Source organism: Citrobacter sp. H12-3-2 (assembly GCF_009649895.1).
Taxonomy (GTDB): Bacteria; Pseudomonadota; Gammaproteobacteria; order Enterobacterales; family Enterobacteriaceae; genus Citrobacter; species Citrobacter portucalensis.
In genome coordinates this window covers 2,207,365-2,222,286 of sequence record NZ_CP045837.1, presented here as the reverse complement: position 1 = coordinate 2,222,286, position 14,922 = coordinate 2,207,365, and the positions used below count along the sequence as shown (strand labels likewise).

Sequence of the window (14,922 nt, the reverse complement as noted above, 5' to 3'; positions counted from 1 at the left end):
TTTTCACGTGATGAAAATCAGGAAAGCTGATGCCGCACCGCTACGCTGGCGATTCGCGCGCTGGCTAGCAGACGTTCGAACGAATGCCCGCAACGCGCTTTTCCCGACAGGCCAAGCATTGTGGTACTGACGTAATCAGTCAGGCTGTCAGCCTCTTTAGGATGCCGCTGTGCGATAAAGTCGTGAATTTTTTGTTCGGCAGCCGAGTAGAAATTCCGCGCGACCTTCCGCGCCTGCGGATCGTTACTGTGCGTGCCCTCCAGGACCAAACATCCCGGCGCATGCGGATCTGCGGCATAACGTCGCGCCGCCTCCTCAAGCAGATCGGTAAGACATGCAGAAACGGGTTTGTCGGGGCGAAGAATGTCATCAAAAGGGATCGCCTCGGTTTGTACGTAGCGGTCAAGAACTCGTTTATAAAGACCGATTTTGTTCCCAAAAGCAGCATAGAAACTGGGGGGCTTGATCGACAACGCCGCGGTGACATCCGCCACGCTAACCGCGTCATAGCCATGTGCGTGAAACAAAGGTTGTACTTTGGCAACGGCCATTTCTGGATCAAAATTACGTGGGCGTCCAGGTGCACGAGTGCATTTTGTAGTGCTCATTACAAATCCATTGACAGAAAACAGTGCACCTATTATATATCGATCACTACATAATTGTTCAAGGAGCACCTCATGTCTTCTTTTAACGGCAAGTCAGTTCTGGTTCTTGGCGGCAGTCGTGGGATTGGCGCGGCTATCGTGCGCCGTTTTGCCGCGGATGGCGCATCGGTTACCTTTACCTATTCAGGCTCCCCTGACGCTGCCAAAGCGCTTGCTGATGAGACGGGTACCCAGACAGCGCAAACCGATAGCGCCGACCGTAACGCCGTCATCAACCGGGTACGCGAAAGCGGCCCGCTGGACGTACTGGTAGTTAATGCGGGCATTATTCTGTTTGGTGATGCGCTGGAGCAGGATCCGGATGACGTGGAGCGCCTGTTCCGGATTAACATTCACTCTCCATACTATGCGGCCGTGGAAGCGGCACGACAGATGCCTGACGGCGGACGCATTATCATTATTGGTTCTGTGAATGGCGACCGTATGCCTCTTGCTGGCCTGGCTTCTTATGCGGTGAGCAAATCAGCGCTGCAAGGGCTGGCCCGGGGGCTGGCACGTGATTTTGGACCGCGGGGCATTACGGTAAACGTGGTTCAACCGGGTCCTATTGATACCGATGCCAACCCGGAAGATGGCCCACTGAAAGAGGTGATGCACAGTTTTATGGCGCTAAAACGACATGGCCGTCCAGAGGAAGTTGCGGGAATGGTTGCCTGGCTTGCAGGCCCTGAGGCTGGGTTTGTGACGGGGGCAATGCATACAATTGACGGTGCGTTTGGCGCCTGACGGCCACCCTTAACACTTTTCTCAAACAGCAGTCCGAAGAGATATCTCTCCGGACTGCAATACTTTCTTAGTTCTCGGTATCCAGCTCGTCGAAGCTTTTAACCAGGTCATCAATCGCTTTAATCTGAGTCAGGAACTGTTCCAGTTTCGCCAGCGGCAGCGCGGATGGACCATCGCATTTCGCATTAGCTGGATCCGGATGCGCTTCAATAAACAGACCGGCCAGACCTACCGCCATACCTGCGCGCGCCAGTTCGGTAACCTGCGCACGACGACCGCCGCTTGCTGCGCCAAACGGGTCACGGCATTGCAGCGCATGGGTAACGTCAAAAATCACCGGCGAGTTGCCAGAAACTTTCTTCATCACGCTGAAGCCCAGCATATCCACAACCAGGTTGTCATAACCAAAGTTCGCGCCACGGTCGCACAGAATTACTTTGTCGTTGCCGCCTTCATGGAATTTGTCCACGATATTGCCCATCTGGCCCGGGCTTACGAACTGCGGTTTTTTCACGTTGATAACGGCACCGGTTTTCGCCATCGCTTCCACCAGATCGGTCTGACGAGCGAGGAAGGCCGGCAGCTGAATCACATCCACCACGTCAGCAACAGGCTGAGCCTGGCTGGCTTCGTGAACGTCGGTGATCACTTTTACGCCAAAAGTCTGCTTCAGTTCCTGGAAGATTTTCATCCCTTCTTCAAGGCCCGGTCCACGGTAAGAGTGGATGGAAGAACGGTTGGCTTTATCAAAGGAGGCTTTGAACACGTAAGGGATACCCAGCTTTTGAGTAACGGTTACGTAGTGCTCACAAATGCGCATCGCCAGATCGCGGGATTCCAGCACGTTCATTCCGCCAAACAGCACGAACGGCAGGTCATTTGCCACGTTGATGTCGCCAATGCTAACCACTTTTTGTTTCATAGGATCGCCTTAAACGGTAGGTAAAGTGTCATTAATCAATGCAATACAATTTGCTTGTGCGAAATAGTATTAATCTGCGCACGAATCATTTCGCTGATCGGGTCTTCCGGACACTGTTCAACGAAATAACTTAAATCGGTCAGCGCAACATGTTCACACTCCAGTTGCGCGTAAATTAATCCACGATCGCGTATTTCATACGGATCTTCAGGATTAAACTGTAATAATGCTTCGCTGGCACGCAGCGCCAGCTCCATTTGCCGCTCTTCCATCAGCGATGATTTCAACGTGTCGAGCAGTTTACGAATTACTTCTGCATTATCCGCCTCATCCAGGTCTTCGTTAAACAGCTCCGCGACCGGGCTGATATTCCCCTTCAGCCACACTTCCAGCGTGTGCTCATTTAACGTTTCGCCATTGAACGGATTGATTAGCCACATTTCGCCATCGAGCGATTCAATACGCAGGATGAGTTGTGTCGGGAAAATCACCGGCACCAGTGGCAGCTCCAGTCGGTTGGCAATCCACAATAAGATCGCACCCAGGGATACGGCGCTGCCCTGACGATTTTTCAGTACCTGATCAAGCCATAGTGCATCAGAAAGACGATAGACGCCGTGGGTATCCGTAAACCCCCATTCGCCGTAAAAAAGTGCCAGCAGTTTTTCCAGTTGCTCATCCTGAGACAGGAGCTGGCTAATTTCTTCTTGCGCCAGACTGACCAGACGTTCCAGTTCGTCATAGACAGTTTGTGTTGGAAAATCCAGACGGATAGACTCCGACGCCAGGATCATCCCATCACACAATGGCGCTTTATTAAATTCGAAATCAGCTAACGACCTCATGCTTACCCCAGTAACGGTATTTTTGTGGTGGCGAGTTTAATGATGATGTACAGCACCACCAGCGCCAGCGGAAAAGCGATTAATCGCGCCTGCTGACTGCGCGCCCGACGATAATCGAGCGCAATAAAACCCAAAACGATGTAAATGATAACCCCAAACAGCTTTTCAGTCAGCCATGTCCCGTGCTCAGTGAATGGCAGGATGTGCGCTTTAACCATTAACGCTACGCCGCTGAGTAATAAAACGGTATCGACAACCGGCGGCACGATGCGCGTCCAGCGCGCGCAGGCAAGGCGCGAGTCGGTGTAACGCCACCAAAATCGCAGGATCAGCAAACCAACCGAAAGCGCAATGCTGATGAGATGGACGTTGAGTAACACACCGAAGGTACTCATGATGGGATGCGTCCAAGCGTAATTCGCTCGTTGCCGCCATAGTCACGACAGGTTTCAACTGCCACGTAACCCGCACGAGTAAAGGCATCACGGACGGCCTCGCCCTGCTGCCAACCATGTTCCAGCAACAGATAGCCGCCGGGCGTTAACATGCGCTGAGACTGGTCGATGATATGCACGATATCCGCCAGCCCCTGAGCGCCCGCCACCAGCGCCGACAGCGGTTCAAAGCGAACGTCGCCTTGCGCCAGGTGCGGATCCTGTTCGTCGATATACGGCGGATTGCTGACAATCATGTCAAACTGCTGTCCCTGCAATGCGCTGAACCAGTTACTTTGCAGCACACAAACATTGTCGATGCCCAGTTGCTGCTTGTTGCGAATGGCCAGTGCCACGGCATCAGGCATGCGGTCTACAGCTGTCACTGCACAATCCGGACGCTCGGTTGCCAGCGCCAGCGCAATGGCACCCGTGCCGGTTCCCAAATCGAGAATACGACACGCTGAGGCCGGCAGGCGAGCCAGCGCCTGCTCCACCAGACACTCGGTATCCGGACGCGGAATAAGCGTGGCTGGAGACACAAGCAGCGGCAACGACCAGAACTCACGCACGCCGGTTAAGTGCGCCACCGGCTCTCCCCGCTGACGCCGCTCCAGTAGCGTATCAAGCTGTTGACGCTGCGCCTCGGTTAACTCCGTTTCGCCGAAAGCCAGAATAAAGGTGCGCCCTTTGCCAGTAACGAACTCGAGTAAAATCTCGGCGTCACGGCGCGGGCTTTCGCTTGCCTGTAATTGGCTTATCGCTTCACGCAGCCAGTGCTGATAATCCATTAATCCTGCTCGGACAATGCCGCCAGTTGATCGGCCTGGTATTCCTGGACAATCGGCTCAATGAGCATATCCAGTTTGCCTTCCATCGCTTCATCCAGACGGTAGAGCGTCAGGTTAATGCGGTGATCGGTCACACGACCCTGCGGGAAGTTATAGGTACGGTTACGATCGCTGCGATCGCCACTGCCCAACAGGTTGCGGCGTTCAGAGGCTTCCGCCTGTTGACGTCTTGCCACTTCTGCGGCACGAATTCGCGCCCCCAGCACCGACATCGCTTTAGCTTTGTTTTTATGCTGTGAACGTTCGTCCTGGCATTCCACTACGATACCGGTCGGTAAGTGGGTAATACGGATTGCGGAGTCGGTGGTGTTAACGTGCTGACCGCCCGCGCCTGATGAACGGAAGGTGTCAATACGCAGATCGGCCGGGTTGATGTCCGGCAGTTCGGCATCCGGCAGTTCCGGCATAACCGCGACCGTACAGGCAGAGGTATGAATACGCCCCTGTGATTCCGTCGCAGGTACGCGCTGCACGCGATGGCCGCCAGACTCAAACTTCAGTCGCCCGTAAACGCCTTCGCCGCTAATCTTGGCAATGACTTCTTTAAACCCGCCATGTTCGCCTTCACTGGCGCTCATGATCTCAACCCGCCAGCGACGCGATTCAGCGTAACGGCTGTACATGCGGAACAGATCGCCGGCAAACAGCGCCGCTTCATCACCACCAGTCCCCGCGCGCACTTCGAGGAAGGCGTTACGTTCGTCATCGGGATCTTTAGGTAATAGCAGGACCTGCAGATGCTGTTCCAGCTGCTCACATTTCTCTTTTGCTTCGCGCAGTTCATCCTGCGCCATTTCACGCATTTCAGGATCGTCGAGCATCATCTGAGCCGTCTCGATATCTTCCTGAACCTGTTGCCAGTCCGTAAAACAGCGAGATACATCGCTTAATTGCGCATATTCGCGCGACAGCGCACGAAAGCGATCCTGGTCTGCGATAGTACCCGCATCACCGAGCAGCGCCTGAACTTCTTCATGGCGTTCATGCAGGGCTTCCAGTTTGGCAACGATAGAAGGCTTCATAGGCGTAAATGCACCCTGTAAAAAATAAGATTGGTGTGCTGCTACTCCAGCCCGAGGCTGTCGCGCAGAATATTCAGGCGTTCACTATCCCCGTCACGGGCGGCCTGTTGAAGTGATTTGGTTGGTGCATGAATCAGGCGATTGGTCAGTTTCCAGGCCAGATCCTGCATAATGGCTTGCGCATCACCGCCCTGTTGAAGAGCGGCCAACGCTTTGGCGGTCAGTTCATCACGGATCTGTTCTGACTGACTGCGATACTCGCGGATAGTGTCGCTTGCGCCTTGGGCGCGTAGCCAGGCCATAAACTCGCTGGCTTCCTGCTCCACTATCGTTTCGGCTTCCACCGCCGCCGCTTTGCGCTGGGCCAGGTTATGCGAAATGATGCTTTGCAGGTCATCAACGCTATACAGATAGGCGTTAGACAATTTACCCACTTCCGGCTCGACATCGCGCGGTACGGCGATATCCACCAACAACATAGGCTGATTGCGGCGGTTTTTAAGCGCACGTTCCACCATTCCTTTGCCGATAATCGGCAGCGGACTGGCGGTAGAACTGATAATGATATCGGCATCCTGTAAACGCGCGTCTATATCACTCAGTGAAATCACCTCGGCGCCGACTTCATCCGCCAGTACCTGCGCACGCTCGCGAGTGCGGTTGGCGATGATCATCTTCTTCACTTTGTGCTCGCGCAGATGTCGCGCTACCAGCTCAATGGTTTCGCCCGCACCGACTAACAGCACGGTTACCGTGGAGAGCGATTCAAATATCTGCCGCGCCAGGGTACAGGCGGCAAACGCCACCGACACGGCGCTGGCGCCGATGTCAGTTTCTGTACGTACACGTTTTGCGACAGAGAATGATTTCTGGAACATGCGTTCCAACGCACTGGCGTTCAGGTGACCTTTTTGCGAATCCGCAAACGCTTTTTTCACCTGCCCCAGAATTTGCGGTTCACCGAGCACCAGTGAATCCAGACCGCTGGCAACACGCATCAAATGACTGACCGCGTCGTTGTCCTGGTGCCAGTACAAGCTGTTGCGCAGATCTTCTTCATTGAGGTTATGGTATTCACACAGCCAGCGAACCAGCGCTTCTTGCAGGTTATCCTGCTCTTCAACGCTGAGATACAGCTCCGTGCGGTTACACGTCGACAGCACTACCCCGCCCTGCACCATTGGTTGCGCGAGCAGGCTGTCCAGCGCCTGATCGAGCGTATCCGGCGAAAACGTTACGCGTTCTCGCAGCGATACAGGTGCCGTTTTATGGTTAATACCAAGCGCTAAAAGGGTCATGTGTGCGGGAATAGTACCAGCGTTGATAAGGTTAGACTGGGTGCATCATACAGGATGCGTGCGGTCAATAAAAGAGACTGACCCCTTTTGGAGTAATAGCTTAGTGCACAAATTTAAGCGATTTAAGATAACTTGAACGTAGACGATGTCTGATGGCGGCGCTAGCATTAAGAGTTATAACTGCAACGTATCTCAAGGATTTGTCATCATTATGACCCTGCCTGATTTTCGCCTGATTCGCCTGCTGCCGCTGGCGGCCCTGGTTCTTACTGCCTGTACGCTCAACGCGCCTAAAGGTCCCGGTAAAAGCCCCGATTCTCCGCAGTGGCGCCAGCACCAACAGGAAGTTCGCGCCCTGAACCAGTATCAGACGCGTGGTGCGTTTGCCTATATTTCCGATCAACAGAAAGTGTATGCCCGCTTTTTCTGGCAGCAAACCGGTCAGGACCGCTATCGTCTCCTGCTGACCAACCCACTGGGCAGCACTGAACTGGAACTTAATGCGCAGCCTGGCAACGTCGAACTGGTCGATAACAAAGGCAAACATTACACCGCCGACGACGCTGAAGAGATGATCGGCAAACTGACCGGCATGCCTATCCCATTAAACAGCCTGCGCCAGTGGATCCTTGGACTGCCAGGTGACGCCACCGATTATAAGCTCGACGACCAATATCGTCTGAGTGAAGTGAACTACAGCAAAGACGGTAAAAACTGGAAAGTGGTCTATAGCGCCTACGACAGCAAAACCCAGCCAGCGATGCCAGCAAACATGGAGCTGTCCGACGGCTCCCAGCGTATTAAGCTGAAAATGGATAACTGGATTGTGAAATGATGACCCATTGGCCCTCTCCGGCAAAACTGAATTTGTTTTTATACATCACCGGACAGCGTGCGGACGGTTACCACACGCTGCAGACCTTATTTCAGTTTCTTGATTATGGCGACACGATAGATATTGCACCGCGTAGCGACGGCGAAATTCACCTGTTAACCCCAGTGGAAGGCGTTGCGCATGAAGACAATCTGATCGTCCGTGCGGCACGTTTGCTGATGAAAGCGGCATCTGAAAGCAATCGCCTTCCCAAAGGGAGCGGTGCGGACATCAGTATCGACAAACGCCTGCCGATGGGCGGCGGTCTTGGCGGAGGTTCGTCTAATGCGGCAACCGTTCTGGTGGCGTTGAACCATCTCTGGCAGTGCGGACTTTCGGTTGATGAACTGGCGGCACTCGGCTTAACGCTGGGGGCGGATGTTCCCGTATTCGTGCGCGGCCATGCGGCCTTTGCCGAAGGCGTTGGCGAAATTCTGACGCCGGTCGAGCCTGAGGAAAAGTGGTATCTGGTTGCTCATCCGGGAGTCAGTATTCCGACACCGGTGATTTTTAACGATCCCGACCTCCCGCGCAACACGCCAAAAAGGTCAATAAAAACGTTACTAAAATGTGAATTCGGCAATGATTGCGAGGTTATCGCAAGAAAACGTTTTCGCGAGGTTGATGCGGCGCTTTCCTGGCTGTTAGAATACGCGCCGTCGCGCCTGACTGGTACAGGGGCTTGTGTCTTTGCTGAATTTGACACTGAGTCTCGTGCTCGCCAGGTGCTTGAGCAAGCCCCGGAATGGCTCAAAGGCTTTGTGGCGAAAGGCGTCAACCTCTCCCCATTGCACAGAGCGTTACTCTAAATCCTTCGGATTTCAGGAAGATGGCGAAATGACGAATCGCCAGGTGCATACAACTTCAGTATGTAACTGGTGTGAGGAATTGATGCCAGCGCAAATGAAACGCGAAAGATAAAGAGTAAGCCGGGCAAGCTGAGTTGCGGTGACAACGTCACCCTGTTCCAGACGTTGCATCGCGCTCTTTAATACACCGCATGGAGAGGATACTGCCTGGCCCGCACAGTTTTCGGCAGATTCTTTCCACCAATGGACGCATGCCTGAGGTTCTTCTCGTGCCTGATATGAAGCTTTTTGCTGGTAACGCCACCCCGGAACTAGCACAACGTATTGCCAACCGCCTGTACACTTCACTCGGCGACGCCGCTGTAGGTCGCTTTAGCGACGGCGAAGTCAGCGTACAAATTAATGAAAATGTACGCGGTGGTGATATTTTCATCATCCAGTCCACTTGTGCCCCTACTAACGACAACCTGATGGAATTGGTCGTTATGGTTGATGCGCTGCGCCGTGCTTCCGCAGGCCGTATCACCGCCGTTATTCCTTACTTCGGCTATGCACGTCAGGATCGTCGCGTACGTTCCGCTCGTGTACCGATTACCGCTAAAGTCGTCGCTGATTTCCTGTCCAGCGTTGGCGTTGACCGCGTCCTCACCGTTGACCTGCATGCTGAACAGATCCAGGGCTTCTTTGACGTACCGGTTGATAACGTATTCGGTAGCCCGATCCTGTTAGAAGACATGCTGCAGCTGAACCTGGACAACCCGATTGTGGTTTCTCCGGATATCGGTGGCGTCGTGCGTGCCCGCGCTATCGCTAAACTGCTGAACGATACCGACATGGCTATCATCGACAAACGTCGCCCGCGTGCGAACGTTTCTCAGGTGATGCACATTATTGGTGACGTTGCAGGTCGTGACTGTGTTCTGGTTGATGACATGATCGATACCGGCGGTACGCTGTGCAAAGCAGCAGAAGCACTGAAAGAACGTGGTGCTAAACGCGTATTTGCGTACGCCACTCACCCGATCTTCTCAGGTAATGCGGCAAACAACCTGCGCAACTCAGTGATTGATGAAGTCGTTGTCTGTGACACTATTCCACTGACTGACGAAATCAAAGCGCTGCCAAACGTGCGTACATTGACCCTGTCGGGTATGCTGGCCGAAGCGATTCGTCGTATCAGCAACGAAGAATCCATCTCTGCTATGTTCGAGCATTAATCGAGCCCGGCTCAAAAACCCGCTGCGGCGGGTTTTTTTATCTGCAATACTTATTTGTATGACTTATGCCTCCTTCACCTGCCATTTAGTTGACAGATGATGCGCTCATGGATGAAACATTATTGTGAACAGATTATTTTCCTCACATGTGATGCCTTTCCGCGCCCTCATCGACGCTTGTTGGAAAGAAAAATATACTGCCTCTCGCTTTACCCGTGACCTGATCGCCGGGATAACCGTTGGGATCATCGCCATTCCGCTGGCAATGGCCCTGGCAATAGGCAGTGGCGTTGCGCCGCAGTACGGCCTGTATACCTCAGCCGTCGCTGGGATTGTTATCGCCCTTACCGGGGGATCGCGCTTTAGCGTATCTGGCCCAACCGCCGCCTTCGTGGTGATTCTGTATCCGGTGTCGCAACAGTTTGGGCTGGCAGGCCTGCTGGTTGCCACGCTCATGTCCGGGATATTCCTGATCCTTTTCGGCCTCGCTCGTTTTGGCCGCCTGATCGAATATATCCCCGTGTCGGTAACGTTAGGTTTTACATCGGGTATTGGTATCACCATCGGTACCATGCAGATTAAAGATTTTCTTGGCCTGCAGATGGCCCATGTCCCGGAGCACTATCTGCAGAAGGTTGGCGCGCTGTTTATGGCCTTGCCGACCATCAATTTCGGCGATGCCGCCATTGGCGTAGTGACGCTGGGGATCCTGATTTTCTGGCCGCGCCTGGGGATCCGACTGCCGGGTCACCTTCCCGCACTGCTGGCAGGCTGTGCGGTAATGGGTATCGTGAACCTGACCGGCGGCCATGTCGCCACTATTGGTTCTCAGTTCCACTACATTCTGGCTGACGGCTCACAGGGTAATGGTATCCCGCAGTTGCTGCCGCAGCTGGTCCTGCCGTGGAATATGCCGGAATCAAACTTTACCCTGAGCTGGAGCTCGTTACAGGCGCTGTTACCGGCAGCCTTCTCGATGGCGATGCTGGGGGCAATTGAATCTCTGCTGTGCGCCGTCGTACTCGATGGGATGACCGGCACCAAGCATAAAGCTAACAGCGAGTTGATTGGCCAGGGGCTGGGTAACATCGTGGCACCGTTCTTTGGCGGTATCACCGCCACAGCGGCAATTGCCCGCTCTGCGGCAAACGTCCGCGCCGGGGCGACCTCGCCAATCTCTGCGGTTATCCACGCGATTCTGGTGATCCTTGCCCTGCTGGTACTTGCACCGCTGCTTTCCTGGTTACCGCTTTCCGCCATGGCCGCCCTGCTACTGATGGTGGCATGGAACATGAGTGAAGCGCATAAAGTCGTGGATTTGCTGCGCCATGCACCGAAAGACGACATCATTGTCATGCTGATGTGTATGTCGCTGACGGTACTGTTCGACATGGTTATTGCCATCAGCGTCGGTATCGTTCTCGCCTCTCTGCTGTTTATGCGTCGTATTGCGCGCATGACTCGCCTGGCGCCGGTCAACGTAGACGTACCGGACGATGTGCTGGTGCTGCGCGTTATTGGTCCGCTGTTCTTTGCCGCGGGGGAAGGATTATTTACCGATCTTGAGTCGCGTATTGAAGGTAAACGCATCGTAGTCTTGAAGTGGGACGCGGTCCCGGTACTGGATGCCGGTGGTCTGGACGCTTTCCAGCGCTTTGTAAAACGTCTGCCGGAAGGTTGTGAATTACGCATCAGTAATCTGGAATTCCAGCCGCTACGAACCATGGCGCGCGCGGGTATTCAGCCGATTGCCGGGCGCCTGACGTTCTTCCCGAATAAAGATGCTGCGCTAGCAGATATCCGCTAACGTGTAGCCCGGCCAGGCTAAACGCCGCCGGATTGCAAATGACAGACAAAAAAATGGCTCCCTTACCTGGGAGCCATTTTTATAACAAGCTTATTGCTTACGCGTTCAACAGTTGCTCAGCCGTTGCCTTCACGCTTGCCAGTAGGACTTTAACATCCTCCAGACATACCGTCGGATTGAGCAGCGTTAGCTTCAGGCAGGTGACACCATCTGCTTCGGTCACGCCGACGTTGGCGCTACCAGAAGCCAGCAGAACGTCGCCAATACGCTGGTTCAGCAGCGCGACAAATGCCACGTCGTCACTTTGCGGGCGGAAGCGGAACAGCACGCTTGCCAGCTGCGGCTCCATCACCAGTTCAAGATGCGGCTGGGTTTTGACAAACTCAGCAACATCACGCGCCAGCGTCACACCGTTATCAATGATCTCGGCATACTGCTTTTTGCCCAGCGCTTCGAGGCCCATCCACAGCTTCAGCGCATCGAAACGACGCGTGGTCTGCAGCGACTTCGATACCAGGTTTGGTACGCCAGCCTCTTCATCGAAATCAGAGTTCAGGTACGCCGCCTGGTAACGCATCAGCTCGTAGTGGCGCGCATCTTTTAACAGGAACGCACCGCAACTGATGGTCTGGAAGAACTGCTTGTGGAAATCCAGCGTCACGGAATCTGCCAGTTCAAGGCCGTTCAGGAAGTCACGGTACTTCTCAGAAAGCAGTAACGCCCCGCCCCATGCAGCATCCACGTGCATCCAGATCTGATGTTCTGCAGCCAGCGCTGCAATATCCGCTAACGGATCGATTGCGCCCGCATCGGTAGTACCGGCAGTGGCGACGATTGCCATCACCTGCTCACCGTTGGCTTTCGCCTGGGCCAGCTTGTCTTTCAGGTCAGCCAGATCCATACGTGAAAACGCATCGGTCTTCACCTGGGTGACGGAACGGTAGCCCAGCCCCATCAGCGCCATGTTCTTCTGCACGGAGAAGTGCGCGCTTTCAGAGCAGAACACTTTGATTTTACTCAGATCACCGGTCAGACCATCCTGCTGAATGGAGTGCCCCTGGCGAGCGAAAAAAGCATCACGCGCCAGCATCAGGCCCATCAGGTTACTCTGCGTACCGCCGCTGGTGAATACGCCCGCATCGCCTGCCGGGTATCCAACCTGCTCACGCAACCACTCGATCAGCTTGATCTCAATGATGGTGGCCGACGGGCTCTGGTCCCAGGAGTCCATACTCTGGTTGGTGGCGTTGATCAGCACTTCCGCCGCCTGGCTAATCACCAGGCTCGGGCAGTGCAGATGCGCCACGCACTGCGCATGGTGAACCAACAAGCTGTCTTTGAGAAAGTATTCAACCGCACGCTCAATAGCGGCCTGGTTGCCCAGGCCCTGAGACGTAAAATTCAGGTTGATACGTTCACGCAGTTGCTCAACGGTTTTACCCTGATACATCTCAGGCTGCTTTAACCATTCAACGACCGCTTGCGTACTCTGCTCGATAGCGTCCTGATAAGCTGCAATGCTTTGCGCCGAGCCGGACAGAATCGGGTTTACGTCTGACATTCGATCCAACTCCGTTTAAACCGGCTTCACGCCAGCGCCCAGCAGGGCGTTTTCGAATTTATCGAGGAAGATTTCCAGCTCAGCGTTGGTGATCAGCAGTGACGGCAGCAGGCGCAGCACGCATCCGTTGCGGCCACCACGCTCCAGAATCAGCCCATTTTCGAAGCATTTTTTCTGCAGCAACGCGGACAGCTCGCCATCGGCCGGGTAGCAGCCCATGTGATCCTGCGCTTCGTTCGGCTTCACGATTTCCAGGCCGATCATCAGACCCAGACCGCGCACCTGGCCGATAACCGGGTAGCGTTTCTGCAGGTCAGCCAGTTTGCCTTTCAGCCACTCGCCCTGGGCAGCAACTTTATCGGCAATCTTGTCATCTTTGAGGATCTTCAGCGTTGTCAGACCGGTCGCCATCGCCAACTGGTTGCCGCGGAAAGTACCAGTGTGGTGGCCCGGAGCCCACGCATCGAACTGCTTTTTAATGCCCAGCACCGCCAGTGGCAGACCGCCGCCAACCGCTTTGGACATCACGATGATATCTGGCTCAATACCGGCATGTTCGAAGGCGAACAGTTTACCGGTACGTGCAAAGCCCGCCTGAACTTCATCGATGATCAGCAGAATGCCATGTTCCTGCGTCACTTTACGAATGCGTTGCAGCCACTCGACCGGAGCCGGATTCACGCCACCTTCACCCTGCACCGCTTCAAGGATCACGGCAGCCGGTTTACGCACGCCGCTTTCAACGTCGTTGATCAGGTTTTCGAAGTAGTAGGTTAATGCTTTAACGCCAGCGTCGCCGCCGATACCCAGCGGGCAACGGTATTGATGCGGATACGGCATAAACTGCACTTCCGCCATCATGTTGCTGACCGCTTCTTTCGGCGACAGGTTGCCGGTCACGGACAGCGCGCCGTGGGTCATCCCGTGGTAGCCACCGGAGAAACTGATGATGCTGGAACGGCCGGTGACTTTCTTCGCCAGCTTCAGCGCCGCTTCAACAGCATCAGCGCCGGACGGACCGGTGAACTGCAGGCAATATTCTTTGCCCTGACCCGGTAATAAAGAAAGTAAATATGATGAGAATTCATCTTTTAACGGCGTGGTAAGGTCAAGCGTATGTAACGGTAAGCCGCTTGTGATGACACTTTGAATGCTCTGCAGCACTTCAGGATGGTTATGACCAAGCGCCAGGGTTCCGGCACCTGCCAGGCAATCAAGATATTGATTATTTTCTACATCAGTAATCCAGACGCCCTGCGCTTTAGCGATCGCTAATGGCAGTTTACGTGGATAGCTGCGGACATTAGATTCAAACTCAGCCTGTCTTGCTAAAAAGGTATCATTGCTCTGCGGTAATGAATTAGCACTTAAAGTATCAATACGGACTTTATCCGTCATCATATCACTCCTACAACCAGGTGTAGATTAACGCCTGATTGAATAAATGGTTATAAGGATTACCTGTAAAAAAGCGCGGCTAATATATGTTGTTTTAGCTTAGGACTCAATCATTTATTTTTCGGCATTAAAAATAACAACCTTTTCCTTTAAATTCAAAGCGTAACAACTATTTACCACTACTAAATCCTAAAGAAATATATCTATTTAATTAACAATGTTGTAGCTAATTGCAACGCAGACAATCTAATAAAAACCATGGGATTTTCGTGTTTTTATTATTTTTTTACACGTTTTTACCATTAATGATGCTCGCGACATCTTGTGATGGCATGATTTTTCACTTATTTGTCGATAAATCGAATAAAAAAGTCGATCCCTAAATATAAATCACTTAGTATGGCGCGCTTATTTGCAGGCTATGTAGATAAAATTAATGCGCAGCACCCGATTACGCGTACAGGCGACACGCGTTATCGACAACAGGTAT

The 14,922-nt window shown here is 53.6% G+C and carries 14 protein-coding genes; 5 read left to right on the top strand and 9 right to left on the bottom strand.

What is annotated here, in order from left to right; all coding sequences use genetic code 11:
- Positions 1-17 precede the first annotated feature (17 nt).
- Entirely contained in the window at positions 18-608 is a 591-nt protein-coding gene (locus GHC22_RS10630) for a TetR/AcrR family transcriptional regulator (protein ID WP_153752887.1), read from the bottom strand.
- A 72-nt stretch (positions 609-680) separates the two neighbouring features.
- On the opposite strand from GHC22_RS10630, the gene bdcA reads away from it, so the two are divergent.
- Positions 681-1,394 (top strand): SDR family oxidoreductase, encoded by a 714-nt coding sequence (gene bdcA, locus GHC22_RS10625; protein ID WP_048216243.1) that lies wholly within the window; start codon positions 681-683, stop codon positions 1,392-1,394.
- Positions 1,395-1,461: 67 nt separating this feature from the next.
- Here the strand turns inward: bdcA and kdsA are convergent, their stop codons facing one another.
- The 6 genes from kdsA to hemA are packed head-to-tail and all read right to left on the bottom strand — an operon-like array spanning position 1,462 to position 6,766.
- Positions 1,462-2,316, bottom strand: a complete 855-nt coding sequence (gene kdsA / locus GHC22_RS10620; RefSeq protein ID WP_003020772.1) for a 3-deoxy-8-phosphooctulonate synthase — start codon at positions 2,314-2,316, stop codon at positions 1,462-1,464.
- A gap of 35 nt (positions 2,317-2,351) precedes the next feature.
- Positions 2,352-3,161, bottom strand: coding sequence for an invasion regulator SirB1 (gene sirB1 / locus GHC22_RS10615; protein ID WP_003020775.1), 810 nt, complete (start codon positions 3,159-3,161; stop codon positions 2,352-2,354).
- A gap of 2 nt (positions 3,162-3,163) precedes the next feature.
- Positions 3,164-3,556: an invasion regulator SirB2 gene (sirB2, locus tag GHC22_RS10610; RefSeq protein ID WP_071446252.1), complete on the bottom strand. Its 393-nt coding sequence runs from the start codon at positions 3,554-3,556 to the stop codon at positions 3,164-3,166.
- The gene (gene prmC, locus GHC22_RS10605) at positions 3,553-4,386 is read right to left on the bottom strand and encodes a peptide chain release factor N(5)-glutamine methyltransferase (protein WP_153752885.1); all 834 of its coding nucleotides are present in this window, start codon (positions 4,384-4,386) and stop codon (positions 3,553-3,555) included. The genes sirB2 and prmC overlap by 4 nt, the downstream gene beginning before the upstream one ends.
- On the bottom strand, positions 4,386-5,468 hold the full coding sequence (gene prfA, locus GHC22_RS10600; RefSeq protein ID WP_003020786.1) for a peptide chain release factor 1: 1,083 nt from the start codon (positions 5,466-5,468) through the stop codon (positions 4,386-4,388). Before prfA ends, prmC begins: the two co-directional genes overlap by 1 nt.
- Positions 5,469-5,509: 41 nt before the next feature.
- On the bottom strand, positions 5,510-6,766 hold the full coding sequence (gene hemA / locus GHC22_RS10595; RefSeq protein ID WP_003833420.1) for a glutamyl-tRNA reductase: 1,257 nt from the start codon (positions 6,764-6,766) through the stop codon (positions 5,510-5,512).
- A gap of 211 nt (positions 6,767-6,977) precedes the next feature.
- Here hemA and lolB point away from each other — a divergent pair, with 211 nt between their 5' ends.
- The 4 genes from lolB to dauA all read left to right on the top strand — a co-directional run bounded on the left by lolB (position 6,978) and on the right by dauA (position 11,473).
- Complete coding sequence (gene lolB / locus GHC22_RS10590; RefSeq protein WP_003833422.1) at positions 6,978-7,601, top strand: lipoprotein insertase outer membrane protein LolB; 624 nt, start codon at positions 6,978-6,980, stop codon at positions 7,599-7,601.
- Positions 7,598-8,449, top strand: coding sequence for a 4-(cytidine 5'-diphospho)-2-C-methyl-D-erythritol kinase (ispE, locus tag GHC22_RS10585; protein ID WP_032943712.1), 852 nt, complete (start codon positions 7,598-7,600; stop codon positions 8,447-8,449). The genes lolB and ispE overlap by 4 nt, the downstream gene beginning before the upstream one ends.
- 269 nt (positions 8,450-8,718) lie before the next feature.
- Positions 8,719-9,666, top strand: a complete 948-nt coding sequence (prs, locus tag GHC22_RS10580; RefSeq protein WP_001518537.1) for a ribose-phosphate diphosphokinase — start codon at positions 8,719-8,721, stop codon at positions 9,664-9,666.
- 151 nt (positions 9,667-9,817) lie between these two features.
- A complete protein-coding gene (gene dauA / locus GHC22_RS10575) occupies positions 9,818-11,473 on the top strand; it encodes a C4-dicarboxylic acid transporter DauA (RefSeq protein ID WP_255448298.1) in 1,656 nt (551 codons plus the stop codon).
- Between the two features lie 97 nt (positions 11,474-11,570).
- Here dauA and GHC22_RS10570 read toward each other — a convergent pair whose 3' ends face one another.
- Both GHC22_RS10570 and GHC22_RS10565 read right to left on the bottom strand, forming a co-directional pair.
- The gene (locus GHC22_RS10570) at positions 11,571-13,034 is read right to left on the bottom strand and encodes an aspartate aminotransferase family protein (protein ID WP_079934770.1); all 1,464 of its coding nucleotides are present in this window, start codon (positions 13,032-13,034) and stop codon (positions 11,571-11,573) included.
- Positions 13,035-13,049: 15 nt separating this feature from the next.
- Complete coding sequence (locus tag GHC22_RS10565) at positions 13,050-14,435, bottom strand: diaminobutyrate--2-oxoglutarate transaminase (RefSeq protein WP_008784983.1); 1,386 nt, start codon at positions 14,433-14,435, stop codon at positions 13,050-13,052.
- Between the last annotated feature and the right edge of the window lie 487 nt (positions 14,436-14,922).

Coding starts and splice junctions, on each gene's coding strand:
- sirB2 (WP_071446252.1), bottom strand. CDS start 3,556: ATGAGTACCTTCGGTGTGTTACTCAACGTCCATCTCATCAGCATTGCG.
- bdcA (WP_048216243.1), top strand. CDS start 681: ATGTCTTCTTTTAACGGCAAGTCAGTTCTGGTTCTTGGCGGCAGTCGT.
- dauA (WP_255448298.1), top strand. CDS start 9,818: ATGCCTTTCCGCGCCCTCATCGACGCTTGTTGGAAAGAAAAATATACT.
- hemA (WP_003833420.1), bottom strand. CDS start 6,766: ATGACCCTTTTAGCGCTTGGTATTAACCATAAAACGGCACCTGTATCG.
- GHC22_RS10570 (WP_079934770.1), bottom strand. CDS start 13,034: ATGTCAGACGTAAACCCGATTCTGTCCGGCTCGGCGCAAAGCATTGCA.
- lolB (WP_003833422.1), top strand. CDS start 6,978: ATGACCCTGCCTGATTTTCGCCTGATTCGCCTGCTGCCGCTGGCGGCC.
- prmC (WP_153752885.1), bottom strand. CDS start 4,386: ATGGATTATCAGCACTGGCTGCGTGAAGCGATAAGCCAATTACAGGCA.
- kdsA (WP_003020772.1), bottom strand. CDS start 2,316: ATGAAACAAAAAGTGGTTAGCATTGGCGACATCAACGTGGCAAATGAC.
- ispE (WP_032943712.1), top strand. CDS start 7,598: ATGATGACCCATTGGCCCTCTCCGGCAAAACTGAATTTGTTTTTATAC.
- GHC22_RS10630 (WP_153752887.1), bottom strand. CDS start 608: ATGAGCACTACAAAATGCACTCGTGCACCTGGACGCCCACGTAATTTT.
- prfA (WP_003020786.1), bottom strand. CDS start 5,468: ATGAAGCCTTCTATCGTTGCCAAACTGGAAGCCCTGCATGAACGCCAT.
- sirB1 (WP_003020775.1), bottom strand. CDS start 3,161: ATGAGGTCGTTAGCTGATTTCGAATTTAATAAAGCGCCATTGTGTGAT.
- GHC22_RS10565 (WP_008784983.1), bottom strand. CDS start 14,435: ATGATGACGGATAAAGTCCGTATTGATACTTTAAGTGCTAATTCATTA.